29 protein-coding genes are annotated in these 26,078 nt (G+C 73.0%); 13 read left to right on the forward strand and 16 right to left on the reverse strand.

What is annotated here, in order from left to right:
* Positions 1-5: 5 nt before the first annotated feature.
* Together DEU32_RS15655 and DEU32_RS15660 are read right to left on the reverse strand one after the other, a co-directional pair.
* Positions 6-1,376: an MFS transporter gene (locus DEU32_RS15655; RefSeq protein ID WP_114851358.1), complete on the reverse strand. Its 1,371-nt coding sequence runs from the start codon at positions 1,374-1,376 to the stop codon at positions 6-8.
* Positions 1,377-1,592: 216 nt separating this feature from the next.
* Positions 1,593-2,033, reverse strand: a complete 441-nt coding sequence (locus DEU32_RS15660) for an NAD(+)--rifampin ADP-ribosyltransferase (protein WP_114851359.1) — start codon at positions 2,031-2,033, stop codon at positions 1,593-1,595.
* A 35-nt stretch (positions 2,034-2,068) separates the two neighbouring features.
* Between DEU32_RS15660 and DEU32_RS15665 the strand changes: the two genes are divergently transcribed.
* From DEU32_RS15665 to DEU32_RS15675, 3 genes are all read left to right on the forward strand, one after another.
* Complete coding sequence (locus DEU32_RS15665) at positions 2,069-2,743, forward strand: DUF433 domain-containing protein (protein WP_114851360.1); 675 nt, start codon at positions 2,069-2,071, stop codon at positions 2,741-2,743.
* Between the two features lie 2 nt (positions 2,744-2,745).
* The gene (locus DEU32_RS15670) at positions 2,746-3,150 is read left to right on the forward strand and encodes a hypothetical protein (protein WP_114851361.1); all 405 of its coding nucleotides are present in this window, start codon (positions 2,746-2,748) and stop codon (positions 3,148-3,150) included.
* An 85-nt stretch (positions 3,151-3,235) separates the two neighbouring features.
* Positions 3,236-3,541 (forward strand): putative quinol monooxygenase, encoded by a 306-nt coding sequence (locus DEU32_RS15675; protein ID WP_114851432.1) that lies wholly within the window; start codon positions 3,236-3,238, stop codon positions 3,539-3,541.
* On the opposite strand, the gene DEU32_RS15680 is transcribed toward DEU32_RS15675, so the two are convergent.
* From DEU32_RS15680 to DEU32_RS15690, 3 genes are all read right to left on the reverse strand, one after another.
* On the reverse strand, positions 3,534-4,508 hold the full coding sequence (locus tag DEU32_RS15680; protein WP_114851433.1) for an amidohydrolase family protein: 975 nt from the start codon (positions 4,506-4,508) through the stop codon (positions 3,534-3,536). The two genes, DEU32_RS15675 and DEU32_RS15680, sit on opposite strands and share 8 nt — an antisense overlap.
* A 191-nt stretch (positions 4,509-4,699) precedes the next feature.
* Complete coding sequence (locus DEU32_RS15685) at positions 4,700-5,977, reverse strand: endo-1,4-beta-xylanase (protein ID WP_114851434.1); 1,278 nt, start codon at positions 5,975-5,977, stop codon at positions 4,700-4,702.
* A gap of 84 nt (positions 5,978-6,061) precedes the next feature.
* Complete coding sequence (locus DEU32_RS15690; protein WP_147281495.1) at positions 6,062-6,361, reverse strand: hypothetical protein; 300 nt, start codon at positions 6,359-6,361, stop codon at positions 6,062-6,064.
* A gap of 107 nt (positions 6,362-6,468) precedes the next feature.
* On the opposite strand from DEU32_RS15690, the gene DEU32_RS15695 reads away from it, so the two are divergent.
* Positions 6,469-8,556: a glycosyltransferase family 39 protein gene (locus DEU32_RS15695; protein ID WP_114851363.1), complete on the forward strand. Its 2,088-nt coding sequence runs from the start codon at positions 6,469-6,471 to the stop codon at positions 8,554-8,556.
* A 29-nt stretch (positions 8,557-8,585) separates the two neighbouring features.
* On the forward strand, positions 8,586-9,071 hold the full coding sequence (locus tag DEU32_RS15700; RefSeq protein WP_114851364.1) for a GNAT family N-acetyltransferase: 486 nt from the start codon (positions 8,586-8,588) through the stop codon (positions 9,069-9,071).
* On the opposite strand, the gene DEU32_RS15705 is transcribed toward DEU32_RS15700, so the two are convergent.
* From DEU32_RS15705 to DEU32_RS15720, 4 genes are all read right to left on the reverse strand, one after another.
* Entirely contained in the window at positions 9,055-9,600 is a 546-nt protein-coding gene (locus DEU32_RS15705) for a cysteine hydrolase family protein (RefSeq protein ID WP_058740825.1), read from the reverse strand. The genes DEU32_RS15700 and DEU32_RS15705 overlap by 17 nt on opposite strands.
* Before the next feature lie 84 nt (positions 9,601-9,684).
* Positions 9,685-11,028 carry an extracellular solute-binding protein gene (locus tag DEU32_RS15710; RefSeq protein WP_114851365.1) on the reverse strand — a complete coding sequence of 448 codons (1,344 nt, stop codon included), beginning with the start codon at positions 11,026-11,028 and terminating at the stop codon, positions 9,685-9,687.
* Positions 11,029-11,126: 98 nt separating this feature from the next.
* The gene (locus DEU32_RS15715; RefSeq protein ID WP_058740823.1) at positions 11,127-11,957 is read right to left on the reverse strand and encodes a carbohydrate ABC transporter permease; all 831 of its coding nucleotides are present in this window, start codon (positions 11,955-11,957) and stop codon (positions 11,127-11,129) included.
* Positions 11,957-12,898: a carbohydrate ABC transporter permease gene (locus DEU32_RS15720; RefSeq protein ID WP_114851366.1), complete on the reverse strand. Its 942-nt coding sequence runs from the start codon at positions 12,896-12,898 to the stop codon at positions 11,957-11,959. The genes DEU32_RS15715 and DEU32_RS15720 overlap by 1 nt, the downstream gene beginning before the upstream one ends.
* Positions 12,899-13,137: 239 nt before the next feature.
* Between DEU32_RS15720 and DEU32_RS15725 the strand changes: the two genes are divergently transcribed.
* Positions 13,138-14,037, forward strand: a complete 900-nt coding sequence (locus tag DEU32_RS15725) for an inositol monophosphatase (protein WP_114851367.1) — start codon at positions 13,138-13,140, stop codon at positions 14,035-14,037.
* Here DEU32_RS15725 and DEU32_RS15730 read toward each other — a convergent pair.
* From DEU32_RS15730 to DEU32_RS15745, 4 genes are all read right to left on the reverse strand, one after another.
* Positions 14,021-15,037, reverse strand: a complete 1,017-nt coding sequence (locus DEU32_RS15730; protein ID WP_114851368.1) for a LacI family DNA-binding transcriptional regulator — start codon at positions 15,035-15,037, stop codon at positions 14,021-14,023. The genes DEU32_RS15725 and DEU32_RS15730 overlap by 17 nt on opposite strands.
* Positions 15,034-15,726, reverse strand: a complete 693-nt coding sequence (locus DEU32_RS15735) for a heme utilization protein (protein WP_114851369.1) — start codon at positions 15,724-15,726, stop codon at positions 15,034-15,036. Before DEU32_RS15735 ends, DEU32_RS15730 begins: the two co-directional genes overlap by 4 nt.
* A gap of 122 nt (positions 15,727-15,848) precedes the next feature.
* Complete coding sequence (locus tag DEU32_RS15740) at positions 15,849-16,868, reverse strand: LacI family DNA-binding transcriptional regulator (RefSeq protein ID WP_114851370.1); 1,020 nt, start codon at positions 16,866-16,868, stop codon at positions 15,849-15,851.
* A 93-nt stretch (positions 16,869-16,961) separates the two neighbouring features.
* On the reverse strand, positions 16,962-17,519 hold the full coding sequence (locus DEU32_RS15745; protein WP_114851371.1) for a hypothetical protein: 558 nt from the start codon (positions 17,517-17,519) through the stop codon (positions 16,962-16,964).
* Between the two features lie 58 nt (positions 17,520-17,577).
* Here DEU32_RS15745 and DEU32_RS15750 point away from each other — a divergent pair, with 58 nt between their 5' ends.
* The 5 genes from DEU32_RS15750 to DEU32_RS15770 all read left to right on the forward strand — a co-directional run bounded on the left by DEU32_RS15750 (position 17,578) and on the right by DEU32_RS15770 (position 23,080).
* Positions 17,578-18,180 (forward strand): molybdenum cofactor guanylyltransferase, encoded by a 603-nt coding sequence (locus DEU32_RS15750; RefSeq protein ID WP_114851372.1) that lies wholly within the window; start codon positions 17,578-17,580, stop codon positions 18,178-18,180.
* A 4-nt stretch (positions 18,181-18,184) separates the two neighbouring features.
* Entirely contained in the window at positions 18,185-18,523 is a 339-nt protein-coding gene (locus tag DEU32_RS15755; RefSeq protein ID WP_114851373.1) for a DUF6457 domain-containing protein, read from the forward strand.
* Positions 18,520-19,728 carry a molybdopterin molybdotransferase MoeA gene (locus DEU32_RS15760; RefSeq protein ID WP_114851374.1) on the forward strand — a complete coding sequence of 403 codons (1,209 nt, stop codon included), beginning with the start codon at positions 18,520-18,522 and terminating at the stop codon, positions 19,726-19,728. Before DEU32_RS15755 ends, DEU32_RS15760 begins: the two co-directional genes overlap by 4 nt.
* Positions 19,729-19,835: 107 nt before the next feature.
* Positions 19,836-20,777, forward strand: a complete 942-nt coding sequence (fdhD, locus tag DEU32_RS15765; RefSeq protein ID WP_114851375.1) for a formate dehydrogenase accessory sulfurtransferase FdhD — start codon at positions 19,836-19,838, stop codon at positions 20,775-20,777.
* A 38-nt stretch (positions 20,778-20,815) separates the two neighbouring features.
* Positions 20,816-23,080, forward strand: a complete 2,265-nt coding sequence (locus DEU32_RS15770) for an FdhF/YdeP family oxidoreductase (RefSeq protein WP_114851435.1) — start codon at positions 20,816-20,818, stop codon at positions 23,078-23,080.
* A gap of 107 nt (positions 23,081-23,187) precedes the next feature.
* On the opposite strand, the gene DEU32_RS15775 is transcribed toward DEU32_RS15770, so the two are convergent.
* Together DEU32_RS15775 and DEU32_RS15780 are read right to left on the reverse strand one after the other, a co-directional pair.
* Positions 23,188-23,805 (reverse strand): DUF1349 domain-containing protein, encoded by a 618-nt coding sequence (locus DEU32_RS15775; protein WP_114851376.1) that lies wholly within the window; start codon positions 23,803-23,805, stop codon positions 23,188-23,190.
* A gap of 25 nt (positions 23,806-23,830) precedes the next feature.
* Positions 23,831-24,430 carry a TetR/AcrR family transcriptional regulator gene (locus tag DEU32_RS15780; RefSeq protein WP_114851377.1) on the reverse strand — a complete coding sequence of 200 codons (600 nt, stop codon included), beginning with the start codon at positions 24,428-24,430 and terminating at the stop codon, positions 23,831-23,833.
* Between the two features lie 60 nt (positions 24,431-24,490).
* Here DEU32_RS15780 and DEU32_RS15785 point away from each other — a divergent pair, with 60 nt between their 5' ends.
* Positions 24,491-25,147, forward strand: a complete 657-nt coding sequence (locus DEU32_RS15785) for an NAD(P)-dependent oxidoreductase (protein ID WP_114851378.1) — start codon at positions 24,491-24,493, stop codon at positions 25,145-25,147.
* An 11-nt stretch (positions 25,148-25,158) separates the two neighbouring features.
* Here DEU32_RS15785 and DEU32_RS15790 read toward each other — a convergent pair whose 3' ends face one another.
* Positions 25,159-25,620, reverse strand: coding sequence for a GNAT family N-acetyltransferase (locus tag DEU32_RS15790; RefSeq protein ID WP_058740535.1), 462 nt, complete (start codon positions 25,618-25,620; stop codon positions 25,159-25,161).
* 123 nt (positions 25,621-25,743) lie between these two features.
* On the opposite strand from DEU32_RS15790, the gene DEU32_RS15795 reads away from it, so the two are divergent.
* Positions 25,744-25,965 carry a PLDc N-terminal domain-containing protein gene (locus tag DEU32_RS15795; RefSeq protein ID WP_114851379.1) on the forward strand — a complete coding sequence of 74 codons (222 nt, stop codon included), beginning with the start codon at positions 25,744-25,746 and terminating at the stop codon, positions 25,963-25,965.
* The last annotated feature ends 113 nt before the right edge of the window (positions 25,966-26,078 follow it).

The raw sequence follows: 26,078 nt of genomic DNA on the forward strand, positions 1-26,078 counted from the left end.
GGGTGTCACCGGACCTTCTTGATCGGGAGGATGACGAGGGCGCCGAGGAGCACGGCGACACCGGCACCCCAGAGCATGAGCGTGTAGTTCTGCCCACCGCCGATGCCGAGCAGGAACAGGCCGACCGCGGGGGCGAGCGACTGGGGCAGGGCGTTGGCGATGTTGATGACGCCGAGGTCCTTGCCCGGGCGCTCCGGGTCCGGCAGCACGTCGACGACGAGCGCCGTGTCGATCGCGGCGTAGATGCCGAACGCGAAGCCGAGCACGATCTCGGCGAAGTAGAACCCGCCGACGGAGTCGACGTGGGCGAGGATCACCAGGCCGACCGCGGTCAGCGCAGTGGAGCCCCAGACGAAGACCTTGCGGCGACGGACGCGGTCCGACACCCAGCCCGAGACGGCGGCGCTGACGAGGAGGGCGATCGTGTAGAGCAGCACGCCGAAGGCGACGGTCGCGGTGGCCTCCGCCAGGCTCTTGATGCCGAGGTGCTCCTGCATGTACAGCACGCGGTACGTCGTGAACATGAACGTGCCGAAGGTGATGAGGAAGCGGCCCCACCAGGCGAGCCCGAAGTCCGGGTGCTTGATCGGGTTCGTCCAGAACGACGAGATGAGGTTGACCCAGCTGAACGGCTTGATCGCGCTGGTCGGCAGCTCGTCACGGGCGACGAACGCGTAGACGAGGATGACCACGATCGCGAGCACGCCCGGCGCGATGAAGAGCACCGGCAGGTTCCCGGTCAGGTACACCGCGAGGTACAGGCCCGCGAGGATCGCGATGTTCTGCGCGAGGGCGATGACGCTCGACGCCTTGCCGCGCTGGAACTCGGGCACGTTGTCCGCGAAGCTCGCGGTCAGGGTGGCGAGGACCGCGTTCGCGGCGACCTGCGCCAGGACCCACGCGAAGGTCAGCTGCAGCACGTTCGGCGAGAAGGCGAGCCAGGCGAGGGCGACGACGAAGACGACGACGCCGATGACCATCCACGGCCGGCGACGACCCCAGCGGGTCCGGGTGCGGTCGGACAGCGCACCGGCGAGCGGGTTCGCGAGCAGTGCACCGAGGGCACCGAACGGCAGGACCGAGCCGACGATCGTCTCGGGGCTGGTCGGGTTGAGCACCGTCGCCTTGATCGCCATGCTCACGAACACCGGGGTGAGCAGTGCGGCGAAGAGGCCGAACTGCGCGAGGCTGAGCGCCCACATGTACCCGGCGCCGACGCGCATGGTGCTCACGGACTGCGTGATGCCCTCGACCGAGAACGCGCGGGACGCGGCTGCGGGGTCGGTGCTCGTCGCCCCGGCGGCCGCGGTGACCGGCGGGTTGGCGGTTCCGGCGAGCCCGGTCTGGGGCTCTTCCTTCGACGTCGGTGTCGACATGACTCCTCCTCGAGTCATCGGGGGCGCGAGGCCCTCTGAATACCTAGTGCTGCTAGGTGAAGCAGAAGCTAGCATCGAAAACCTTGCAACGGAAGGATTTTGTCGTCACACGTCCCGGCAGACCGCGGAACGCAATGAGGGCGGTTCCTCACAGCGGGATGTCACTGCGAGGAACCGCCCACGTTGCGTCGTGCGAGGAGGAGGGTCCGGGGTGCCTCAGTTGCGGATGACGGCGGCGGGGTCGTCGCGCATCCGCAGGAGTCGAGTGCACCAGAGCGCGCGGGCCTCGAGTGTCAGGGGCGTCCAGTCGTGGACCTCGCGGAGGACCCGAAGTGGCTCGGTCGAGCGGTAGGAGCGGGTCGGGTTGCCGGGGAACTTCTGGTCGGTCACGTTCGGGTCGTCCTCGAGCGATCCGAGGGGCTCGACCTCGTAGACGTGGGGAGCGACGGTCGACGCGTCGCCGCCGGCGATCTCCACCAGGAGCACGGCGACCTCGGCTGCGAGCCCGGCACCGTCCCGCAGCGCCGTGCAGTACACGTGCCGCATCACCACCTCGGGCCGGTAGTTCGACGGGCGTCCGGGCACGAGCAGGTCTCCCAGGCGGAGTTCCGCCCGGGAGCCGTGGAAGAAGGGGCCGGTCTCGTCCGCAGCGGTCACGGCGGCAGCGTACAGCGCCGAGGTAGGGTGTTTGCATGCAAACGTTGATCGACGATGTCGCGCACACGACGCCCATCTACTCGTTGACCGAGGCCGCGCAGATCGTCCGGGCGCCGTCCACGTCGTTCGCCCGTTGGTCCCACGGGCACCGTTTCCGCCAGCGAGCGGCTGATGCGTGGGGGTGGAGCGAGCCGATCCTCACCGGAGTCAGCGACGGCCGGGGGTACACCGTCCCGTTCAACGCCCTCGCCGAGGGCTACATCGTCGAGACGTTCCGCCGAGCCGGACTCCCGATGGCGCGCATCCGGCCCGCCATCGATGCTCTCCGGAAGGAGATCGGCGTTGAGTACGCACTCCTGAGCGAGCGGCTCCGGACCGACGGCGCGGAGATCCTGATCGAGAACGGGGACCGGGAGCTCGTCGTCGTGCGGAACGGTCAGGGTGTCTTCCGCGACGTCGTCGCCGAGTTCCTGCAGACCATCTCCTACCGTGACGGGTTCGTGGACTTCCTCCGCTTGCCCGCCTACGAGCGGGCGGAGGTCGTCGTGGACCCGCGTCGCAACTCCGGCCGACCGACGATCGCTCGCATCGGTGTCAGCGTGGAGGACGTCGTCAGCCGGGTCCGAGCAGGGGAACGGATGCGCGACGTGGCCTCGGACTTCTCGCTGGAGGACGACGAGCTGCGGTCGATCCTGGTGCAAGCCGCTTGACCGTGACACCCGCACGGTTCCTGCTCGACCGCTCCGTGGGTGGCCGGATCCTGGTCGCACGTCTCCGCGCAGCCGGGTGGGACGCCCGGACCCTGGCTGAGGAGTACGGGGACCGTCGCGCGCAGTCGATGCCGGACGAGGAGTGGATCGCCGAAGGCACCCGCTCGGGGTTCCTCCTGCTCGCGAAGGACCACCGGGTCGCGAGCCGGCCACTCGAGGCCCGTGCCATCTACATGCACGAGGCCCGGATCATCGCCTTCGTGCGGGGCGAGCTGACCGGCGAGGCCATGGGAGATCTCTGTCTCCGGCACGAACGCTCGATCCACCGGTTGGGCTCGGTCGCTCCACCCTTCGTGATGGCGCTCGGAGAGCAGGGGCTCCGCCGCAAACGTCTCAACTACCCGTGATCCTCGCGTGGAACACCGCGGAGCACCGCGCGGTTGGCTCGACGGGTGGCCGAACGCCGGCCGCCCGCAGACGAAAGGTGCACCCGTGACCCAGACGGTCTTCCTCGAGGTCCAGTTCCGCGACGACGTCGACCACGACACCATCGCCTCGGCGGTCCGCGAGACCCTCGCACAGACGGCGGGCTTCCCCGGCAACGAGTCCCTCGAGGTGCTCGTCGACGACGCCGACGCCCACCGCGTGGTCGTGCTCGAGCGCTGGACGACGGCCGACGACCACGACGCCTACGTCGCGTGGCGCGCCACCCCGGAGGGCGCCGCGAACGCCCTCGCCCAGGTCCTCGCCGGACCGCCGGTGACCCGCACCTTCGAGCGGACGCTCGACCTCAGCTGAGGCCGAACAGCCGGCGGGCGTTCCCCGAGGCGAACGCCCGCCGGCCGTCGTCGTCCGGGAAGGCGTCGAGGAACGCCGCGATCTCCGCCGCGGACGGGTCCTGGAACGGGTGGTCGGTCGAGAACAGCAGTCGATCGGCCGATGTGACCGAGAGCGCGTGGTGCAGCAGCGCCGGGTCGAGCATGCCGGACGCCGTGATCCAGACGTTCTGCCGGAGGTACTCGGTCACCGACCGGTCGAGGCCCGCCATCCGGGCGACGCCGTCCGCCCGGCTGTGCCAGAACAGCAGGAGCTCGCCCCAGTGCCCGAGCACGAGCTGCAGGTCCGGGTGCCGGTCCAGGGCACCGCTCGCCATCAACCGGAGCGCAGCGGTGCCGGCCTCGAGGTGCCACCCCCACCCGAAGGTCGCGAGTGCGAGGTCGACCGGCGCCCCGAGCCCGCCGTAGACCGCGTCGCGGACGGCCCGGGGCGGGACCTGCGGGTGGATGAACACCGGCTGCCGGAGTCGCTCGGCCACGGCCCAGAGGTCGTCGTACCGCGGGTCGTCGAGCATCACGTCGCCGACGCGGCCATAGACCATCACACCGGTCAGGCCCGACGCGACCGCGCGCTCGAGCTCGGCCACTGCCGCGACCGGATCGACGAGCGGCAGCGTCGCCATCGCCCGGAACCGGTCGGGGTGCGCCCGGACCGCGTCGGCCACCCGGTCGTTCGCGTCCCGACTGAGCGCGACGGCGTCGGCCGCCGCGGGCACCTGCGCCCCGGGCGGCGCGAGCGAGAGCACCTGCACGTCGACGCCCTGGCGATCCATCGCCTCGAGCCGCAGCTCGCCCAGGTCGGCCAGCCGTCGAGCGACGTCCCCGTGGTCGTTGAGCACCAGGCTCGCGTCAGCGTCGTTCCCGGACAGCGCCCGCAACGCCTTGTCGACCGGCTCCGACGTCCAGTGCTCCTCGATCCCGATCAGCATCTCGTCCACGGAGCGGACGGTACGCCGGAGTCCACGCGGACGGCCGCGAGCCGCCCTCGTGGTCGCGAGACGCCGCGGATCCCGGCGGCGTCCCGCCCAGATGGCGGCGTCTCGCGTCCGGCGGGCACGCGGGCCGCGACGGACGGGAGGCACGTGGCGGACCCGCCACGTGCCTCCCGTCCGTCCTCCGGTCACGTCGTGAGCGTGACCTCCGTCGGCTGCCGACCGATCGAGAAGTCCGTCGCCGTCCCGCGGACGGTCGCCCGGTACGCGCCGCGGAACCCGGTGGTCCGCACCTGCCCGCGGTCGTCCGTGCGCAGCACGGTCGGCGGCGTCCACCACTCGTCCTTGACGAGCCGACGGAGTGCCGCGTACGACGGCTTCGGCGTTCCGTCCGCCCGCACCAGACCGATCGGCGCACCGAGCCAGGCCCCGGCGTCCGTGATGCCCCAGTAGGTGATCGCCTCGACCGCGGGGTGCCCGACCAGGCTGCGGTAGTGCCGCTCGAGCTCGTCGGCCTGTCGCGCCTCGCCCTCCGGGGTGGACGGCCACGAGTCGACGCGGTGGTCGTTCAGGTCGACGACGTCCGCGGGCATGAGCTCGCCGGAGACGAGGGACGTCTCGGTCAGGTGCAGCGGGAGGCCGTACCGGGCGAAGCGGTCGACCATCGCGAGCATCGTTTCCTCGCCCCAGTAGCCCTGGTGCATGTGGGTCTGGAGACCGATCGCGTCGAGCTGCACCCCGGCCTCGAGCACGCCCTCGATCAGGCACTCGTACGCGCTGGACAGGTCGAAGTCGTTGAGCAGGAGCGTCGCCCGGGGGTTCGCCGCGCGGGCCTCCTCGAACGCCAGCCGGACCATCGGGATGCGGCCCTTCGCCCGGGCGAGCGGGGTGATCGCGTTCGGCCCGTTGTCGAACACGGGCATGATGACGACCTCGTTGATCGCGTCCCACGTGTCGACGAGTCCGTCGAATGTGCCGACCTCGCGGCGGATGCGCTCGCGGAGGAGCCGTTCGACCTCGTCGAGGGGCCGCCCGAGCAGCCAGTCGGGCTGCACGGTGTGCCAGACGAGCGGGTGGCCCTTGACGTCGAGACCGCGGTCGCGGAACCACGCCGCGGTGCGACGCAGGCGGTCGGTCGCGGGACGGCCAGGCTCCGGCTCGAAGGTGCCCCAGTAGAACGGCAGCGTCGCGGTGGTGAACACGTCGGTGAACAGGTCCGCGAGGTGGTCGGGGTCGCCCGTGCCGATCGGCTCCCGCTCGCCGTTCGCCAGGCCGATGAAGTCGAACCCGATGTTGCCGAACGTGAAGGCGTGCCGGGTCTGCTCGACGGTGACCTCGGCGTCGCGGAGCGGCTCGCCGTGGCGGTCGACGACGGTCAGGACCGCCGTGCCCGTGCGGTGCGCGACCGCGTGCTGCGGTGCACCCTCAGAACCGACCACTCCGTGCGACCCGACCACTCCGTGCATCCCGACCACTCCCCGGCACCCGTCGACACCGGCGTCGGGCGGGATTTGTTGTGCGGCCGAACATAGCAGCGGATCGGCGCGCCGTCAGGAGCGTGCTGCCCCGTCTGTCCGCCGAGCGATGCTGGCGACCACGCCCGCCACCGCCGCGGCCAGCGACAGCACCACGGCGAGCGCCGACGACCCCCACGCCACCACCTGGGCGCCGTGCGCGACGGCCTCGCCCGACCGGCCCGCGACGTACGAGTACGACCCGCTGTGCGCCCACGGGAACGCCGGGGCGACCGGCCAGGCGAGGTGCTCGGCGGCAGCAGCCACCACGACCGACACGGCAGCGAGGCCGGCGAGCAGGAGCGCAGCACGATGAGCGGAGTGACGAGGACGCATCCGGGAACCCTACCGACCGGCATCCTGGTACCGCTCCTGAACGAACCGGAGTCCTGCGGACCGGCGACCCCAGGCTCCTTCATCGACTCCGGCGGGATGTTCGGCGCATGGACCCGAACCACCCCGCCCCGACGTCGGGCGACCCCGCCGCCGCGCGCCCCGCACGGTGGTTGCACCAGACCGTCCCCCAGCGCACGACCCTGGTCGCGATCGTCGTGCTCGGCGCCGTCCTGACGAGCTGGAACCTCGCCCGCGGCGGCGACATGTCCTTCTACGCCGCAGCCGCTCGGTCGATGTCCGAGTCGCTGCCCGCGTTCCTGTCCGGCTCGTTCGACCCCGGCGCGACGGTGACGCTCGACAAGCTCGCCGGCTTCGCGGTGCCGCAGGCGATCAGCATCCACCTGTTCGGGATGTCCACCGCGTCGCTCGCCCTGCCGCAGGTGGTCGAGGGCGCGGTCACGACGCTCGCCGTCGCCGTGGTCGCCCTCCGCTGGCTCGGCGCCCGGGCCGGCCTGGTCGCCGCGGCACTGGCCGCGAGCACCCCGATCTTCGTGTCGATGTTCGGCCACCCGATGGAGGACGGCCTCCTCACGATGTCGCTCGCCGTCGCGCTGGTGTGGTGGCAGCGGGCCGCGCTGACCCGGACGTGGTGGCCGCTGCTGCTCGCCGGGCTGTTCGTCGGGGTCGGCTTCCAGGCGAAGATGCTGCAGGCCTGGATGGTGCTGCCCGCCCTGGTGCTCGCCACGGTCATCGCCACCGCGGGTCCCGAAGCGCGGTGGCGCCGTGCCACCGGTCACGTCGCCGCGCTGCTCGGCGCCGCGATCGTCGCGAGCCTCGCGTGGTCGGTCGTGCTCGGCCTGCTGCCGACCGGTGACCACCCGTACTTCGACGGGTCGACCGACGACAGCGTGTTCGCGATGGTCTTCGGCTACAACGGTGTCGACCGTTTCCTGCCCGGGCTGTGGCCGGGAGCCGTCGGCGCGCTGGGTGCCGCCGTCGGGCACGCCGGGACGCACGTCGCGGACGCGTGGCGCACGGCGACCGCCGGCCGCGGGGGCGGCGGGCACTCGCTGCTGCAGCTCTTCTCGCCGCGGTACGCGTCGCAGGTCGGCTGGTCGTGGCCCGCTGCGCTCACCGGCATCGGGATCGGTGCGGCCCGGTGGTGGCGCCGGACCGCCGGACGGGAGGCACGGGTCCCCGCCGCCACGCTCGTCGCCCTGGTCGTGTGGTTGGTCACGGCGGTAGCGGTGCTGTCCGTCCTGCGGCTCCCGCACACCGCGTACGTCGCCGGGATCGGCGTGCAGCTCGCGGCGCTCGGCGCGCTCGGCTGGTGGGGTGCCGCGAGCCTCGTCGACGCGACCGACCGCCGGATGCGGCTCGTGCCCGTCGGCCTGCTCGTGGTCCAGGGTGCGTGGTGGGCGTGGCTGGCGAGAGCCTCGTCCGAGCCGGCGCTCCTCGGGGCGATCGCCGTCGGGGCGACGGTGGTGACGCTCGTGCTGCTCGTCGTCCGCTGGCGTCGGAGCGACCCGATCGTGGCGTCGACCCGCGGGCGGCGGACGGCGGCGGGGCTGCTCGTCGCCGCGGTGGTGCTCGGACCGGCGTGCTTCTCGCTGCAGGTCCTCGACGCCGCACGGGACGGCAGCGGCGGCGACGCGTCGGTCGGTGTCGGGCAGGGCGCCTTCGCCCGCGGCGGCACCCCGGAGCGGGCGTTCGCGCTCGGCCGCGGCGGCGGCTCGTCCGCCGGCGGTCGGTCCGCCGGCACCGCGGCGTTCACGATCTCCGCTCCGGACGTGGTCGGCGGCCACACCCGGCTGCCCGCCGACGAGGCCGCCCTCGTCGGCGCGGCCCGGCGTGCCGGTGGTGGTCAGGACGGGGCGCCGCTGTTCCTCACCGACTCGTGGCGGATCGCCGCCGACGTCATCGGCGACACCGGCGATGAGGTCCTGACCGACGGCGGGTTCTCCGGCCGGGTCCCGGTCTTCACCGCAGCGCAGGTGGAGTCGATCGTCCGGTCGGGTCGGACCCACCTGCTCGTCGTCGCGTCGAGCGCCGCCGCCACCGATCCCGTCCGTCGCGCCGCCGACGACCTCGGCTGCCGGGTCGTGCAGCACTGGGGCTCGACCTTCGCCGACGCGGCCCCCGGTCGGTCCTTCGGCGGGCGCGGCACGTCCTTCGCGCTCGAGCGCTGCTCCTGACGCGTCGTGCGGTACGGCAGGATCGGACGATGGAGATCCGCGTGGCCGAACTCGACGACGCCGAGGCCGTCGCGGCCTTCCAGGTCCGGGCCTGGGAGCAGACGTACCGAGGGCTCGTCCCCGACACGTTCCTCGACGCCCCGAGCTCGCAGGACCGCCGCGCGCGCTGGGCTGGACGGATCCGCCGTGGCGAGCGTCGCGTCCTGCTCGCCAGCGCCCGCGACGTCGTCCTCGGGGTGTCGAGCACAGCACGGACGAGCGAGCCCGGCCTGCCCGCGATGGAGCTCTGCACGCTCTACGTCGATGCAGCCGCACAGGGCACCGGGATGTCGGATCAGCTGCTCGATGCTGCGCTCGGGCGAGCTGCAGCCCATCTGCTCGTCTTCTCGGTGAACGAGCGAGCCAAGCGCTTCTATGCTCGCCACGGCTTCTCGCGGCGTGGGGAGCCCCGGACCGACCCCGGCACGGGGCTCGACGAGGAGCGCTGGGTGCGCCTCGTCAGCCGAGCGGTGTGAACTGCACGCGGTCGTGCCGCTCGACCGCGTGCTGCTGCCCCGGGTACCGGAGACCGCTGAAGTACATGTTCGTGTGCGCGACGATCTGTTCGCCGCTGATGCGGACCCCGTCGTGCTCGGCGTCCGTCGTCGTGTGCGCGTCGGAGACCAGGGTCACGTCGAAGCCGCGGACGGCAGCGGCCTGGGTCGTCGTCCGGACGCAGTAGTCGCTCTGCGCTCCCGCCACCACGAGGTGGTGCACACCCAGTGACCGGAGGACATCGCCGAGATCGGTGTCCGAGAACGAGTCGCGGTACTCCTTCCGAACGAGGGGTTCGTCCGTCAGACGGTGCAACGGCGCTGCCAGTTCCCAGTCCGCGGAGCCCTCGGCGAAGTCGCCGTGGTCCTGCACCCAGACCACCGGCGCACCGCTCGCCCGAGCGCGGTCGACGAGGATCGCCGTGCGGGCGAGGACTCCGTCCGCGTCGAAGCAGTCCCGCACGACCCCGCGCTGGAGGTCGATGACCAGGAGCGCGCTCGTGTCCGACACAGCGACATCATGGCACCCGCCGACGCACGACGGGAGGTACGGGGCGGACGCGCCCCGTGCCTCCCGTCCGTCAGTCCGGCAGCGTCACTTGCCGGCGGCCGCGTTGTACGACGCGATCTGCGACTTCGCCTGCGTCTCCGCAGCCCGCATCGTGGACCGCACGTCCGCGCCCTCGACCACCTTGTTGAACGCGCCGATCACGGTCGAGCGCACGGTCGGGAAGGCGCCGGTGACGCAGCCCGCGCTCGCGGTGCTCGTCGGGTCGTCGCTGAGCTGGCGGTACATCGTCGCGACGTTCGGGTCGGCGAGCGACTGCTTGCCGACCGCGGTGTCCTTCGAGGCCGTGTTCACCGCGAGGTAGCCGGTCGCCTTCGCCCACTCGGCCTGCACCTCGGGGGTCTCGAGCCACGCGGCGAAGTCGTAGGAGGCGCGCTGCTCGGCGGACGAGTGGCCCTTGCCGGAGATCCACAGGGCGTTGCCGCCGATGACCGCGCCGGCGTCCTTCGCGCCGGAGGTGGTCGGGAAGGTGGACACGACCGACTTCGTGCCGGTCGGGTCGAGGGTCGTGTACGCGCCGGACGAGGTGAGGACCATGCCGATCTTGCCGCTCGAGAACGCCGAGTTCTGCGCCGCCGAGTCGGTGCCCGGGTTGAGCGCGGCACCGTCCTGGTACAGCCCCTGCAGCGTCGTCATGAAGGCGACCTGCGTGTCCGAGGTGAGCGAGACGCCGGTGACGGCCTTGCCCGTGCGGCCGTTCGACGGGGTGCAGAACGGCTGGCCGCCCGAGGCGCTGAGCTCCTCGAGCATCCACGAGTCGGCCATGTTCATGCTCATGCCGTACAGGCCGGTCGTGCGGTGGATCTGGTCGGCCCACTGCGCGACCTGGTCGAGGGTCGTCGGCGGCTTCGTGACGTCGAGTCCGGCGCGCTGGACGATCGCCTTGTCGAGGTACAGCACGGGCATCGAGACCGAGAACGGCATCGCGGCGAGGCCGTCGCCGGCGCTGTAGTAGGCCTTCGCGGCGGGGACGATGCTCCCGCCGGTGGTGGTCTCCTTCGCGAAGGTGGACGGTGCGACGGTCTGCCCGGAGTCGACCATGAAGCCGGTCGAGACGTCGTTCATCATGAGCAGGTCCGGGGTCGAGCCGGACTGCACCGCGGCGGTGTACTTCGTCTGGACGTCGGCGTACTGGCCCTGGAACGTGGCCTTCACCGTCACGCCCTGCTCGTTCGAGCCGTTGTACTGGCTGACGAGCTTGTCCAGCTCGGTCGCGGCGGGGCCGGTCATGGCGTGCCAGAAGTCGACGGTGACCGGTCCCGAGGACGCGGCGGGGGTGGCGGAGCCGGAGGCGGAGCAGCCGGTGAGGGCGAGCAGTGCCGCGGCGGACACGGCGGCGACCGCGAGCACGGAGGAGCGACGAGCGGGCATGGGAAGGCCTTCCTGTGGGGACGGAGTCGGGATGGGGCGGGAGTGGTGGGCGTCGTGCGGGCGGGCCAGGTCGTGCGCGCGGGGTCGTGCGGCCGGGGCTACTTGAGGGCGCCGGCGGTGATCCCGCCGGCGAGGAAGCGCTGGGTCACCAGGACCAGCAGCAGCACGGGGAGCGTGACCATCGCCGCGCCGGCGAGCACGACGCCGACGTCCGAGGCCTCGGCGTTGGACAGCTGCGCGATGCCGACCTGCACGGTCCGGTTCTCGGGCGAGTTCGTCACGAGGAGCGGCCAGAAGAACCCGTTCCAGGCGGCGGTCGCGCTGACGAGCGTCACGGAGACGAGCGTCGGGCGGGTGACGGGCAGGAGCATCGACCGGATGAACCGGAAGTGCCCGGCGCCGTCGAGCACGGCGGCCTCGTGCAGTTCGGCGGGGAAGGACAGGAACGCCTGCCGGAACAGGAAGATCGTCAGCGCCGAGGCGACGAACGGCAGGAACACGACGAGCAGGGTGTCGATGAGGTGCCAGGACGCGACCGTGAGGTAGTTCGCGATCAGGGTCGTCTCGCCGGGGATCATCATGCTCGCGAGCAGCACGAGGAAGATCGCCCGGGTCCCGCGGAGCCGGCAGAACACCAGGGCGTACGCGGTGACGATGCCGATGACGACCTGCAGCGTCGTCTGGGCGAGCGTGACGACGATGCTGTTGAGGAACTGCCGACCGAGCGGTGCGACCTGCAGTGCCCGCTCGACGTTGCCGAGGTCGAGGTGGATCGGCACGAGTCCCGGGAGCCCCTGGTGCAGGTACTCGGACGGGGTGAGCGCCCCCTCGAAGACGTAGTACAGCGGGAAGCAGACGACCACGACGGCGACGATCAGCCACACGTGCAGCAGGGTGCTGCGGACGCGGCGTGCGGTGCGCGGGCCCATCAGTAGTGCACCCGCTTCTCGAGCACGCCGAACTGCACCAGCGACAGCGCGAGGACGAGCAGGAAGAGCACGACTCCGAGGGCAGCGGCGAGCCCGAAGTTGGCGCTCGCCGACCCGAACGCCTGCTGGTAGATCGCGTAGACGAGGGTCTTCGACGAGTCCGCCGGTCCCCCGCCGGTCAGGATCTGGATCTGCCCGAACGTCGTCAGGGCCTCGACCGTGCCGGTGACGACGACGAAGAACAGCGTCGGCGTGACGAGCGGCAGCGACACCGACCAGAACGCCCGGAGGGGTCCGGCACCGTCGAGCTGGGCCGCCTCGACGACCTCGGGGTCGATCGCCCCGAACGCCCCGAGGAGCAGCAGGACGGTGAAGCCGAGCGACCCCCACGCGGTGACGACGATCACGCTGAACAGCGCCCAGTGCGTGCTCGTCAGCCACGGCACCGGGGTCCCGCCGAACTGCTGCACGACGGTGTCGACGAGACCGGTCCCGGGCGCGAGCATCGCGGCGAAGGCGACGGACGCGGCCGACACCGAGACGACCATCGGGGACGTCAGGAGCGCCCGGTAGACCGGCGTGCCGCGGAGCTTCGCGGTGAGCGGCACCACGATGAGCAGCCCGAACACCACCCGAGCGGCGACGACCCCGGCGCAGAACACCGCGGTGTTGAGCATCGTCCGACCGAACGCCGGGTCGGTGAGGGTCCTGACGTAGTTCTGCAGGCCGACCGAGCCGGCGGGCTGCCCGAAGATGTCGGTGCCCTGCGTGCTGAGGAGGAGCACCCGGCCGAGCGGCCAGAAGACGAAGACCGCGAAGACGAGCAGCGCGGGCAGGAGCAGCACGACGCCGACGCGTCGGTCGGCTCGGTGCCAGGAGCGGGTGGCCGGGGCGGACCGCTGGCGACCGGCGATGAGGCCGGGCCGGACGGAGACCGTCATGGTGGGGACTCCTCGGGTTAGGGAACGTTCCCGATCTGGGGACGACACCACTGTGGAGGCGCGGCCGCGGCGGTCGCAAGCGAGGTCGACGTCCCGCCGCCCGCCGTTCACGCAGTGTTCGACACCGGGCCCGGACGGGGCACCGTGGGCCCCGGAGCGCCGCCGGAGTTCACCCGTGGGACGGCCGCGCGACGCCGGGGGTTCCGCGTCCAGCGCGGCGGACGTCGTACACCGGGGACATGACCGAACCCACGCCGACCGTGCCCCCTCGCGCCGGGCGCCTCCGCACCGAACTCCCCTGCACCGACCCGCCGGCATCCGCCGTCCTCCGCCGCGCCGCCGAGGACGCCGCGCGCGCCGTCGCCCCGTCGCTCCTGAGTGCCTTCCGCTCCGACGTCGTCGTGCACACGAAGCGCGACGCTCACGACGTCGTGACCGAGCACGACCGGGCCGCCGAGCGTGCCCTGACCGGACTCCTGACGACGGCCGTCCCCGGGTCGACGGTCCTGGGCGAGGAGGGCACCGTCGGTCCCGCTCCCGAGGGCGCCCGGGTGCGCTGGATCGTCGACCCGATCGACGGCACCGCCAACTTCGCCCGGGGCCTGGCGTACTGGTGCGTCTCGATCGCGGCCGAGGTGGACGGGACGGTCGTCGCCGGCGTGGTGCTCGACCCCGTCGCGGACCACGCGTTCGGCGCGGACGACACCGGCGCGTTCCTGGACGGCCGACCGATGCGGTCCGTCTCGGGACCGGCGCAGGACGCCACGGTGCTGACGAGCTTCCCGGTGCAGCAGGACCTCGAGCTGCTCGGCGAGACCGCCGCGTTCGGCCTGCTCCGGGACCTGACCCTGGACTTCCGGCACCACCACAGCACCGGGAGCGGCGCGCTCAACCTGGTGCACGTCGCCGCCGGGTGGTCCGACGTCACGCTGGGCTTCGCGACGCACCCCTGGGACGTCGCCGCCGGCGCGCTGGTGCTCGAACGTGCCGGCGGTCGCTTCCGCGGCTTCCGCCACGGCGTCCCGACGGATCGCGCGGTCGACGCCGAGGACTACGTCGCGGTCGGGGCCGGCGACCCCCACGAGCGACTGGTCACCCGGGTCGCAGCCCTCTCCGCCACCGTCACCCGCGCGGGCTGAGGACGAGCGGGGCCGCACGGACGGACCCCCGCTGCTCGAGCCGGGTCGGGAGCACCTCGTGCCGCTCGACCCGGCGCCCGCGGAGCCGCTCGACGACGAGCTCCACCACGCGGGCACCCATCCGGGCACGCGGTTGGTCGACGGTCGTCAGGTCGAGCCGCCCGGCGAGGGCGGTCCCGTCGAACCCCGTCACCGAAGCGATGCCCGGCAACCGGAGGCCGACACCGGCGGCCGCGGAGACCAGCCGCGCGGCCGTCGCGTCGTTGGCGGTCACGAACGCCGTCACCCCGTCGCCGAGCAGTCGGGCGATCCGCGCCGGGTCGGCGACGAGCGACCCGACGTCCTCGGCGCGGCCGTCGGTCGGCAGCAGCGCCACGGCCGCGCCGTACGCCCGCCCGCGCCTGGTGGTCGACGGGTGCTCGGTCTCGCCGACGAAGCACGTGCGCACGTGGCCCGCCGCCGCCAGGTGCAGCACGAGCTCCCGCATCCCGGACTCCTCGTCCGAGCGGACCGTGTCCACCCCGCGGCCGGCGAGCGCCTCGCCGGCCGACCCGAGGACCGCGACCGGCAGGTCCGCCGCGGCCGCGGCGAGCGCGGCTGGCGGGAGCCGGCTGCTGACCACCGCGACCCCGAGCACCCCGTCGGCCGACCCGGCGGACGTGTGCAGTGCCTCCAGGCCGGATACCAGGCGGTCGTCGTCACGGAACGCATCGACGACCCGGAGCGCGAACCCCAGGGTGTCCGCGGTGGCCTGCGCGCTGCGCAGGACCTCCGCGTGGAACGGGTTGGCCCGCTCGGTCAGCAGGAGGCCCAGCACGAGCGGTGCGCCGGCTGCGCGACGTCGCGCCAGCGACCCGACCGGGAGGCCCAGCTCGTCCGCGGCGCGCACGGCCAGTTCCCGACGTGGTGCGGACACGCCGTCGTCGCCCCGCAGGGCGAGCGACACGAGCGAGCGGGACATGCCGGTCCGGCGCGCGACGTCGCGCAGCGTCGCGGTCACGGCGTGCGGAGCTTCCAGGTGCGGACGTGCTCCCACGTCATCGTCTGCCACCAGCGCCCCGTCCAGTCGGGGCTCGCGGTGCGGCAGAGCACGACGGTGTCGCCGACGAAGTCCGACGGCACCGGGACGTCGAGGCCGCGGATGAACTCGCCGACCTCGTCGTGCAGGTCCGGCCGGACGTACAGGTCGTGCGACGCGAGCGACAGGTGCGGGCGGTAGCGCTCCGGGTCGTGGTCGTTCGGCAGCGGCGCGTTCATCGACCGGCGGAACGGGGCCACGGCCGCGTCGACGTCGATCGCGAGCTGGTCGAACGCGGTGTTCCGCGAACCGTCCGGGTTCGTGGCGACGTCGTACACGTAGCCGATGCCCTGCTCGCGGACCCCGGCGTTGTGCACCGGGAAGCCGGGTCGACCGTCGAGCAGCGCGGTGAGGGCGTCGATCACCTCGGACTCGGCGGACCCGAACGGCTGGCTGCCGATCAGGGTGGCGTGGGGCGGGAACGCGCCGGAGGACACCAGGCCGTACTGGGCGCGGAGCTGGTCGGTGACGACGGTGACCGCGCGGCAGGTCCGGGGGTCTGGACGCAGGTAGACGCCGTAGCGGTAGGGGTCGCTGTCGTCGCGGGCGCCCTTGGCGGTGACGGCGGGGGCGGTCGCCGCAGAGGTGTCGAGGGTGGTGGGGGTCGGCATGCTCGTCCTGTTCGTCGCGGTTTCGGGAACGTTCCCCATCGTGGTGGGGATCGTTCCCGAGCGCACCCCTCCCCGCGGTGACGAAGCGGTGAACGACCGGTGTCGGCTGGGTCGCTGCGCGGTCAGGCGCTGGCGAGCGTGCGGCCGGGGACGAACTCCCCGTCGACGGCGACGTGCGCGGCGTTCGCCCGGCTGGCGTCGACCTGGTCGACGACGGCGTCGACCGCCATCGTGCCGATCACGTCGAGCGGCTGCCGCCACGAGGTGATCCCGAACAGCTCCGTGTCGTACGGCCGGATGCCGTCGTAGCCCGTGACCGAGAAGTCCTGCGGCGCCGAGAGCCCGCGGCGCCGCAGTGCCTCGAGGACCCCGACGGCGTAGTGGTCGCTCGGCGCCATGATCGCCGACACCCCGCCCGCCGAGATCACGGCCGCGACGAACGAGTCGAGCGCGCGGGGGTCGTTGCCGTGGTCCTCGGCACGGATCCGCAGGACGTCGACCCCGCGGGACCGGAGCCGTCGGGCCATCGCGTCGGTCCGGGCCGACTGGGTGAGGGAGCCCGCGGCGCTGATCGTGAGCACCGCGACGCGCACGTGCCCGGCGTCGGCGACGTGGTCTGCGAGTGCTCGGCCGCCGCCGCGCTCGTCGCAGTAGACGCTGCTGACCGACGGGTCGCGCTCCGGACGTCCGGCGATCACCGTGGGGATGCGTCGGGCGAACGGCAGGACGTCCTCCACCGGCAGGGCGCCGCTGCAGACGATGAGCCCCTCGACCCGGAGCGACACGAGGGTCTCGAGCGCGCGGCGTTCCTCGGCGAGCGGGAACGACCCGGCGCCCGTCGCAGTGACCGCCCGGTAGCCGCGGGCCGCCGCCTGCAGCTGGAACGCCGTGAGCAGGTGCCCGTAGAACGGCGTCGCGGCGTCGCGGACGAACACCCCGACCGTGTGCGTGCGGTGGGCGGACATCCCGCGGGCGTTCGCGTTCGCGACGTACCCGAGCTCGACCGCGGCGCGCTTGACCCGCTCGACGGTCGCCGGCGCCACCCCGTACGCCCCGGCGAGCGCCCGGGACACGACGGACTTCGACACCCCGGCGAGCGCCGCCACGTCGTGGATGGTCGGCACGGCGTGCAGGCCGCTCACGTCGCACGCCGTCGGGTTCGGAGGGTCACACCCGTCACGCTAGTGGCGATCCCCGGTCGAGCGGGGCCGGGAGTGGTGAACAGTTCCCGTGGCTCAGGCCGAGGGGCCCCGGCCGGCCACGGTGCGCAGCCCGCGGAGGTACTGCCCGCCCGTCTCGACGGTGTCGATGCGGCCGAGGCGGTACCCCAGCGGCACGTCCCGCCAGGAGGCGTCCGGCCGTACCTCGTGCAGGTACACCCACCGCCGGGTCACCTCGTGGAGCAGCCCGATCCACAGCGCGTCGAGTCGCTGGTCCGTCTGTATCCCGATCAGCTCTCCCTCGGCGGCGATCGTGCGGAGGACGCCGGCGGTCGTGTCGAGGTCGATGCCCGCCGGGACCAGCGACGACGGTGGCCACTCTGGACGGAGCCGGGCGGCGCGTGCCGCGAACGTGGTGTCGCGCCTGACGCTGTGCACCTCACGCAACCGGATCGCGATCAGGCCGTCGAACGCGCCACCGTCGGCCAGCGGGGCCATCAGGACCCACTTCGCGCCGACGCGGAGCACGAAGCCGGAGTACCGGGACCCTCGCTCGGTGCGACGCACGACGCGCACCACGTGGTCTGCCCCGACGGCCTCGTCGAGCCGACGACGGATCTTCTTCGACTTCACGGGCTCACGGTACCGAGTGCGATGCCGTCGGCGGACCACGGCGGGGTAACGTTCCCGCATGACCACCCCGGGCGTGCAGTACGACGCCGTCCTGCTCGCCGGGGGTCGGGCGTCGCGGATGAGCGGCATCGACAAGACGGCCCTGGTCGCCGACGGCCTGGCACTGTCGGACCACGCGGTCGCCGCGGCAGCCAGGGCCCGCAGCGTCGTGCTCGTCGGGCTCCGGGAGGGCCGGACCGCGCCGGACGGGGTCGTCGTCACGCGCGAGGAACCGCCGTTCGGCGGACCGGTGGCCGGGATCGCCGCGGGGCTCGAGGCGGTCCCCGCGCCCGCGCCGTGGACGCTCGTGCTCGCGTGCGACCTCGTGCGGCCCGAGCGGGCGGTCGACGCGCTGCTGCGGTCGGCGGACGACACCGTCGACGCCGACGGCTTCGTCGCCGTGGACGAGGACGGGCGTCGGCAGCCACTCCTCGCCCTCTACCGGTCGTCCGCACTGCGTGACGCCGTCCGGGCGCTCGGCGACCCGACCGACGCTGCCGTGCGGCGACTGACCGCGGGGCTCCGGCTCGTCGAGGTGCCGCTGTCCGGCGGTCTCTGTGCGGACGTGGACGAACCGGCGGACGCCGCCCGGGTCACGGGGACGAGCGGGCTGCTTGACTGACCGCATGACCACAGACGACGTCCTCGCCGCATGGACCGCAGAGCTCGCCGAGGCGCTCGGGTTCCCCGAGGACTTCACGCTCGACCGCGACGTCGTGCTCGACCTCGCCCGGGACGCCGCGCACGGTGTCGCCCGGCCCGCCGCCCCGCTCACAACGTTCCTGGTCGGCTACGCCGCTGGGCTCCGGGGCGGCTCGCCGGCGGACGTGGAGGCCGCTGCGGCGACCGCGACCCGCGCCGCCCTCGCCCGCGGAGCCGACAGCAGCGGTACGGGCAGCGAACCGGGCACGCAACCGGGCACCGACGCGAGCACCGCTTCCGGCACCGACGCCGGCGCCCGGTGACGGCGGTCCTGCTCCCCTGGCAGGCCGCGCGCACCGAGGCGCACCGGCAGGGCGTCCGACTGACGGCGGACCTCGCGGCGTCCGGCCCCGGGTTCGGGTCGGATCCCCTGCGACTCGACCTCGCGGCGGCGATCGGCCGGACGCTCGTCGGGGACCTCGTCGCCCCGGGGGACGTCCCCGGCCACGACGGGGCCGCGATGGACGGGTGGGCGGTCGCGGGCGACGGGCCGTGGACGCTCGGCGCGGGCATCGTCGCGGGGGCCGTGCCGTCGACGGAAACCCTGGCCGCCGGGCACGCACGCCCGATCACGACCGGTGCACCGGTGCCGCCCGGGACGACCGCCGTGGTGCGCTCGGAGGACGCCGCGGTCGACGCCGACGGCCGGCTCGTCCGGCACACCCCCTCGGACCGCCGCCACGTCCGTCCCGCCGGCGAGGAGGTCGCCCGGCACAGCACGCTGTTCCCCGCGGGCACGGTGCTGACCCCGCCGCGGGCGGCCCTCGCGGCGGCGTCCGGCGTCGACGACGTGCTCGTCGCGCCGGCCCCGACGGCCCGGGTCGCGGTGCTCGGCGACGAGATCGTCGGCGCGGGCGTCCCACGCCCCGGCCAGGTCCGCGACGTGTTCACCCACACGCTGCCGACCGTGCTCCGGGCCTTCGGGGCCGACCCCGTCGCAGCCGAGCGCGTGTCCGACGACGCCGACGCCACCGCCCGCGTGCTCGACGGCGCGCAGGAGCGGATCGTCGTCACGACCGGCGGCACGGCGGGGTCCTCGACGGACCACGTCCGCGGCGCGCTCGCCCGGATCGGCGCCGAGCTGCTGATCGACCGGGTCGCCGTCCGCCCCGGTCGGCCGATGCTCCTCGCCCGTCGCGGGGCGACCGTCTACCTGTGCCTGCCGGGCAACCCGATGGCGGCGATGGTCGGGGCGGTGCTGCTCGGCGGCCCGCTCGTCGCCGGTGTGCTCGGACGCGCGCCGGAGCCGACGGGGTCCGTCCGACTGGCCGTCGACGTCCCGAACGAACGTCCGGGTGACCTCGTCCTCGCCTACCGGGACACCCCCGGGGGAGCCGTGCCGGCCGCCTACCAGACGTCGGCGATGCTCCGGGGCCTGGCCGACGCCGACGGGCTGATGGTCGTCGGGTCCGGGGGCCGCGTGGCGGGCGAGGCCGTGCCTCCCGTCCGGCTGCCGTGGACACGGTGACGCGACGACCGCAGCCTGTGGGCGACGACCCTGTGGAGAAGCGTGCGATCCCACCGCGAACCGCACCACGCTGGCGGGGTCACCGACTCGGGTGGTAGACCCGGACCATGAGCCGGATCACGGCGCGGAAGCGCGTCACCCGCATCACCGTCGCGACGTCCCGGTCGGTGCGTGACGACCTGCTCGCCGTCGAGGAACCGCTGGAGATCCGCGTCGGCGGGAACTCGCTCGCGATCACGATGCGGACGCCGGGCAACGACGTCGACCTGGCGGCGGGGTTCCTGGTGTCCGAGGGGGTCATCGCCCGGGGCGAGGACTTCGCCGCCGCGCGGTACTGCGCCGGCGCCACGGACGAGGGCCTGAACACCTACAACGTGCTGGACGTCACGCTCGCGGCGGGCGTCCCCGCCCCGGACCCCAGCCTGGAGCGGGCGTTCTACACGACGAGCTCCTGCGGGCTGTGCGGCAAGGCGAGCATCGACGCAGTCCGGACGACCTCGCAGCACGCGGTGCACCACGACGACCTGGTGCTCGACCCGGCGCTCCTCGCGACGTTCCCCGACCGGCTCCGGGCGGCGCAGGACGTGTTCGAGAAGACCGGAGGGCTGCACGCCGCGGCGCTGTTCGACGGGCGGAGCGGCGAGATGCTCGTCCTCCGCGAGGACGTCGGGCGCCACAACGCGGTCGACAAGGTCGTCGGGTGGGCGGTCAAGGAAGGCAGACTGCCCCTGAGCGGCACCGTCCTGATGGTGTCGGGCCGCGCGAGCTTCGAGTTGACACAGAAGGCGTCGATGGCGGGGATCCCGGTCCTGGCGGCGGTGTCGGCACCCTCGTCGCTCGCCGTCGACCTGGCGAAGGAGGTCGGCATCACGATCATCGGCTTCCTGCGCGGCCAGAGCATGGTCGTCTACAGCCGACCCGAGCGGATCGTCGAACCGGCGCTCGCGCCGGCCGACGCCGCGACCGCGGGAGCAGCAGCGCCCGCCACCCAGCAGTCCCAGCCTTCCGAACAGTCCGAGCAGTCCCGAGAGACAGTGAGCGCCCAGTGACCGAGCAGCCCCCGAAGGACGACGTGACCGACGCCGAGATGACGGTCGGCGAGCCCAAGGACTGGGCGGCCGGCGTCCCCGGCGTCCTGCACTCGATGGGCCCCGCGATCGAGCAGCTCGGGCTCGCGCGCACCGCCAAGCTCATGCTCTCCCTGAACCAGAAGGGCGGCTTCGACTGCATGAGCTGCGCCTGGCCGGACCCGGACAAGCGCAAGACGGCCGAGTTCTGCGAGAACGGCGGCAAGGCCGTGGTCTGGGAGGCGACGCCCGTGCTCGTCCCGCGGGAGTTCTGGGCCGAGCACTCCGTCGACGACCTCGCCGACAAGACCGAGTACTGGCTCGGCATGCAGGGCCGGCTGACCGAACCGGTGTGGAAGCCCGCCGGGAAGGACCACTACGAACCGGTCAGCTGGGAGCGGGCGTTCCGGATCATCGCCGACAAGCTGAACGGCCTCGACTCCCCCGACCAGGCGTCGTTCTACACCTCCGGGCGCACCTCGAACGAGGCGGCGTTCGTCTACCAGCTGTTCGTCCGGGCCTTCGGCACGAACAACCTGCCCGACTGCTCGAACATGTGCCACGAGTCCACCAGCCTGGCGATGGCCGAGACGGTCGGCATCGGGAAGTCGACCATCGCGTACGACGACTTCGAGCACACCGAGCTCATCATCGTGATGGGCCAGAACCCCGGCACGAACCACCCGCGCATGCTCACCGCACTCGAGGACGCCAAGCGCAACGGCGCCGAGATCGTCGCGGTGAACCCCCTGCCCGAGGCCGGCCTGCGCCGCTACAAGAACCCGCAGCGCGTCCGCGGCGTCGTCGGGCACGGCACCGAGATCGCCGACCAGTTCCTGCAGATCCGGCTCGGCGGCGACATGGCGCTGCTGCAGGCGATCGCGAAGCGCGTGGTCCTCGCCGAGCAGCGCACGCCCGGGTCCGTCGTGGACCACGCGTTCATCGAGAAGCACACGAGTGGGTACGACGCGTTCGTCGAGCACATCCTGCAGGTCGACGACGACGAGGTCGTCCGCGCCACCGGCCTGACGATCGAGGAGATCGACGAGCTCGCGGAGCGGTACCTGCGGTCCGAGCGCACGATCATCACGTGGGCGATGGGCATCACGCAGCACACCAAGGCCGTCGACACGATCAAGGAGATCATCAACCTCCTGCTCCTCCGCGGGAACATCGGCCGACCCGGCGCCGGCGCCTCGCCGATCCGCGGGCACAGCAACGTGCAGGGCGACCGGACGATGGGCATCTGGGAGCAGATGCCGGACTCGTTCCTCGACGCCCTGGCGAAGGAGTTCCACTTCGAGCCGCCCCGCGAGCACGGGGTCGACGCCCTCAAGGGCATCCACGCGATGCAGCGCGGCGACATCCGGTTCTGGATGGGCATGGGCGGCAACCTCGTCGCCGCGATCTCGGACAGCCAGCTCGCCGAGCAGGCGTTCCGCGGCACCGAGATGACCGTCCAGGTGTCCACGAAGCTCAACCGCTCGCACGCCGTCGTCGGACAGGAAGCCCTGATCCTGCCGACCATGGGCCGCACCGAGATCGACGTCCAGGCCGCCGGCCCGCAGTTCGTCTCGGTCGAGGACACCGTCTGCTCCGTGCACGGCAGCCACGGGCAGGTCCCGCCGGTCGCCCCCGGCCTGCTCTCCGAAGTCGCGATCGTGTGCGAGCTCGCGAAGGCCACCCTGGGCGACCGCGTCCCGGTCGACTGGCAGGCCATGCGGGACGACTACGACGTGATCCGCGACCACATCAGCCACGTCGTCCCCGGCTTCGAGGACTACTCCCGCCGCGCCGGCAGCAAGGAGGGCTTCGTGCTGCCGAACGGCCCGCGTGACTCACGGACGTTCGCGACGAAGACCGGCAAGGCGATGATCACGGTGAACGAGCTCGAGCACGTCGAGCGCCCCGAGGGCACGCTGCTGCTGCAGACCCTGCGCTCGCACGACCAGTACAACACGACGATCTACAGCCTGAACGACCGGTACCGCGGCATCAAGAAGGGCCGGCACGTCGTCTTCGTCAACCCCGACGACCTGGCCGAGCTCGGGCTGACCGACGGCGACCACGTCGACGTCGAGACGGTCTGGGACGACGACGTCGAGCGCGTGCTGCGGGACTACCGGGTCGTCGCGTACCCGAGTGCGCGCGGCTGCGCCGCCGCCTACTTCCCCGAGGCGAACGTGCTCGTGCCGTTGGACAGCGCGGCGAAGGGCAGCAACACCCCGGTGTCGAAGGCCGTCCCGGTGCGGCTGACACGGGTGGCGGTGCCCGCCGGCGTCTGACGCGCGTGCATCCGGCGTGCAGGTCTGGTCGCGACCAGGACCGGACTGGAGGCGCGTGGCGGGGCCGCCACGGTCCTCCCGTCCGTCCGCTGGTCGCGTCCGGGCCGTCAGCGACCGTCCCGCAGGTCCGGCAGGGTGCGTTCGGCGTAGGCGATCTCGTCGAAGACGGCCGTGCAGCCGTCGCCGGTGGGTGCCTGCGTGAGGAAGCCGACCGACAGGGGCGCGGAGCCGGACAGCAGGCGGAACGTGCGGACGAAGTCCCACGTCCGACCGTCCGACGAGGCGTGGAAGGCGAAGGCGCCGCCCACCCGTGCGACCCGGAGGTGGACGGCCGGCGCTTCGAGCAGCCTGCTGTTGCAGTCGTCCGACCAGTCGTTCGTGACGACGCTGACAACCATGTCATCACCCTGCGGGGAGTGCTCGTCGCAGAGCTTCGCCCAGTGGTCCGGATCCGCCCAGAGCGCGAGCGCGCCGGCGTCGAATGTCGTGCGCTCGCCCGGGACGCGGACCCGGGCCGACAGCACGAAGTCGCCGTCCGGCGCCGCGAACGCGAGCGCGGTGGCGCTGTGCTGCTGCGGGCCGCCGCCCGCGTCGTTCGTCCAGTCGACGCCGGGCGCGGACTCGAGCGTCAGCGCGCCGGTGCGGTCGTCGTACATGGCGACACCGTCGACGCCCGTCCAGGACAACGGCGGGAGGCCGGGCAGGTCCGGCGCAGCGGGGCTCATGGTCGCACGCTACCGGGCCGGACCGTCAGCGGTCGGTGACGGAGCGTCGCGCCAGGTCCGAGGCGAGCATCATGTCGGCGGCGTCGTCGACGAGCCGCTCGCCCTGCGCGCGCGGGATCCGCCCGGACACCACGAGCGCGGCGAGTCCCTGCATCGTGGCGGCGAAGAGCATCTTGAACGATTCGCGGGCGGCCTCGTCGGTGTCGGCGCCCCGGGGCCCCGCCGCTTGGTCGAGCAGGCCGAACAGTGCCCCGGCGGCCTCCCCGACGGCACCGGTGCGGGTGCTCGACTTCGCCTGGAACATCAGGTCCATCAGGGCGGCGTCGTCGACGGCGAAGTCGACGTAGGCGTGCGCGACGCGGCGGAAGCGGTCGGGCAGGTCCGTCGACGCCGTCATCGCCCGCTCGACCGCGGTCCGGAGGCGTTCGAAGCCGACCACCGCGAGGGCGTCGAGGAGCGCCTGGCGGTCGACGAAGTGGCTCCGCGGCGCACCGTGACTGACCCCGGCGCGGCGTGCGAGGTCCCGGAGCGACAGCCCCTCGACGCCCGAGTCGCGCAGGACCGCGACGGCCTCGTCCAGGAGCACCGCGCGGAGGTTCCCGTGGTGGAACGGCCGCTCGGTCATGTCGCCATCGTACCCAAACCAGGCATTGACTAGATAGTAGTCAGTGTCTAGATTGTGGACATGACCAACGGACGCTCCCTCCTCGTGCTCGGCGCCACCGGGCAGACCGGGCAACACCTCACCCGCCTCGCGCTCGAGCAGGGCCACCACGTGCGCGCCCTCGCCCGCACGCCCGCCAAGCTCGCGGTCCGGCACGAGCGGCTCGAGGTGGTCGCCGGCTTGATCACCGACGACCAACTCGACCTCGACCGACTGCTCGACGGGGTCGACGGCGTCGTCGCGATGCTCGGGGACCGGGTTGCCCAGCAGGACCGCCTGGTGAACACCGAGTTCGTGCAGCGCCTCGTGCCCGCGATGCGCCGCAGCGGCACACGGCGGTTCCTGTACCAGGCGGGCGGACTCAGTGCGGTGCCCGGGCGACGTCTGGCCCTGCCGCTCCGGATCGTCCGCCGCACGATCGCGAAGTCCTACGACGGGCAGCACCGGGACAACGAGGCCGTGATGCGGTACCTCGACGAGCAGGCCCGGGACCTGGAGTGGATGGTGCACCGGGCCGGCATCGGTTCGGACGGGCCGTCGCGCGGCGAGCTCCGCCGGTCGCGGCACTGGATCAGCATCGGGACGTTCGTCGACTGCGCCGCGTACGACCTCCGGATGCTCTGGGACGACGACGCCGTGCACACGTGGGACGGCAGCGCGTACGCCCGGGGGCGCTGAACCCGCGCCGGTCAGTCGCGTGGGGAACCGGGGGCGAGGTCGTAGGTCACCCACGGCGTCGCGGTGGCCACGGCGTCGTACACCCGTCGTGCCGCCGCGTTGTCCTGCGCGGTGATCCACCGCACCACGCTCGCCCCCTCGGCAGCCGCGACGGCGGCGGCCTCGTGCAGGAGTGCCGTCGCGACACCCGCTCCCCGGGCGGTCGGTGCGGTGAACAGGTCGTCGAGGTACAGCCCGATCGTGGCGGTCGACGGACGTGCGAAGCGCCGCAGGTTCGCCAGCCCGACCGGGCGGTCGTCGTCGTCCACGGCGACGAGCCCGAGCAGGCCGTGCTCGCCGCCGGACACCCATCGCCACGTCGCAGCGACGGCGTCGGGGTCGTCGGGCAGTCGGTAGAAGGCGCGGTACCCGGCGTACAGCTCCGCCCACGCCTGCTCGTCGGACGGTCGGACGGGTCGGACGCGCGGTGCCATCCCGTCAGCGTAGGGGTGGCGGTGTCGGGACGCTTGGATGTCGTCCTCCCGGTTGACGACCCGGGCCCGAGCGCCGACCTACCGTGGACCCGTCGCGCGACCGTGCGAGGAGGGGAGGCAGCCGTGCTGCAGAACATGAGTGGGGCGCACCTGCTGGTGATCGTCGTGATCCTGGCGCTCGACGTGGTGGCGCTCGTGCAGGTGTGGCGTGATCGTCGTCGGAGCGACGTCGTCAAGGCCGTGTGGACCGTCGTCATCCTGGCGGTGCCGGTCATCGGCGTCGTCGGCTGGGCGGTGAACTGGCTGCTCGGACGCGCCGCCGCCGCGCTCGACCGGTCCCGGTAGCGCGGTCGGCGGCGGTCGCCGTCGCCCGACCTCACGCGCCCAGCGACACCTCACGGGCAGCGGCGCGCGTGACCTGTCGCTCAGCGCGAAAGGTCACCGCGGCAGCAGACCAG

The organism is Curtobacterium sp. AG1037, assembly GCF_003349855.1.
Lineage (GTDB): Bacteria > Actinomycetota > Actinomycetes > Actinomycetales > Microbacteriaceae > Curtobacterium > Curtobacterium citreum.

What these genes read in the sequence shown, in the direction of transcription:
- DEU32_RS15655 (WP_114851358.1), bottom strand. Translation starts at nt 1,376, where the DNA reads ATGTCGACACCGACGTCGAAGGAAGAGCCCCAGACCGGGCTCGCCGGA.
- DEU32_RS15665 (WP_114851360.1), top strand. Translation starts at nt 2,069, where the DNA reads ATGCAAACGTTGATCGACGATGTCGCGCACACGACGCCCATCTACTCG.
- DEU32_RS15680 (WP_114851433.1), bottom strand. Translation starts at nt 4,508, where the DNA reads ATGCTGATCGGGATCGAGGAGCACTGGACGTCGGAGCCGGTCGACAAG.
- DEU32_RS15685 (WP_114851434.1), bottom strand. Translation starts at nt 5,977, where the DNA reads ATGCACGGAGTGGTCGGGTCGCACGGAGTGGTCGGTTCTGAGGGTGCA.
- DEU32_RS15690 (WP_147281495.1), bottom strand. Translation starts at nt 6,361, where the DNA reads ATGCGTCCTCGTCACTCCGCTCATCGTGCTGCGCTCCTGCTCGCCGGC.
- DEU32_RS15695 (WP_114851363.1), top strand. Translation starts at nt 6,469, where the DNA reads ATGGACCCGAACCACCCCGCCCCGACGTCGGGCGACCCCGCCGCCGCG.
- DEU32_RS15700 (WP_114851364.1), top strand. Translation starts at nt 8,586, where the DNA reads ATGGAGATCCGCGTGGCCGAACTCGACGACGCCGAGGCCGTCGCGGCC.
- DEU32_RS15710 (WP_114851365.1), bottom strand. Translation starts at nt 11,028, where the DNA reads ATGCCCGCTCGTCGCTCCTCCGTGCTCGCGGTCGCCGCCGTGTCCGCC.
- DEU32_RS15715 (WP_058740823.1), bottom strand. Translation starts at nt 11,957, where the DNA reads ATGGGCCCGCGCACCGCACGCCGCGTCCGCAGCACCCTGCTGCACGTG.
- DEU32_RS15720 (WP_114851366.1), bottom strand. Translation starts at nt 12,898, where the DNA reads ATGACGGTCTCCGTCCGGCCCGGCCTCATCGCCGGTCGCCAGCGGTCC.
- DEU32_RS15725 (WP_114851367.1), top strand. Translation starts at nt 13,138, where the DNA reads ATGACCGAACCCACGCCGACCGTGCCCCCTCGCGCCGGGCGCCTCCGC.
- DEU32_RS15735 (WP_114851369.1), bottom strand. Translation starts at nt 15,726, where the DNA reads ATGCCGACCCCCACCACCCTCGACACCTCTGCGGCGACCGCCCCCGCC.
- DEU32_RS15750 (WP_114851372.1), top strand. Translation starts at nt 17,578, where the DNA reads ATGACCACCCCGGGCGTGCAGTACGACGCCGTCCTGCTCGCCGGGGGT.
- DEU32_RS15755 (WP_114851373.1), top strand. Translation starts at nt 18,185, where the DNA reads ATGACCACAGACGACGTCCTCGCCGCATGGACCGCAGAGCTCGCCGAG.
- fdhD (WP_114851375.1), top strand. Translation starts at nt 19,836, where the DNA reads ATGAGCCGGATCACGGCGCGGAAGCGCGTCACCCGCATCACCGTCGCG.
- DEU32_RS15770 (WP_114851435.1), top strand. Translation starts at nt 20,816, where the DNA reads ATGACGGTCGGCGAGCCCAAGGACTGGGCGGCCGGCGTCCCCGGCGTC.
- DEU32_RS15775 (WP_114851376.1), bottom strand. Translation starts at nt 23,805, where the DNA reads ATGAGCCCCGCTGCGCCGGACCTGCCCGGCCTCCCGCCGTTGTCCTGG.
- DEU32_RS15780 (WP_114851377.1), bottom strand. Translation starts at nt 24,430, where the DNA reads ATGACCGAGCGGCCGTTCCACCACGGGAACCTCCGCGCGGTGCTCCTG.
- DEU32_RS15785 (WP_114851378.1), top strand. Translation starts at nt 24,491, where the DNA reads ATGACCAACGGACGCTCCCTCCTCGTGCTCGGCGCCACCGGGCAGACC.
- DEU32_RS15790 (WP_058740535.1), bottom strand. Translation starts at nt 25,620, where the DNA reads ATGGCACCGCGCGTCCGACCCGTCCGACCGTCCGACGAGCAGGCGTGG.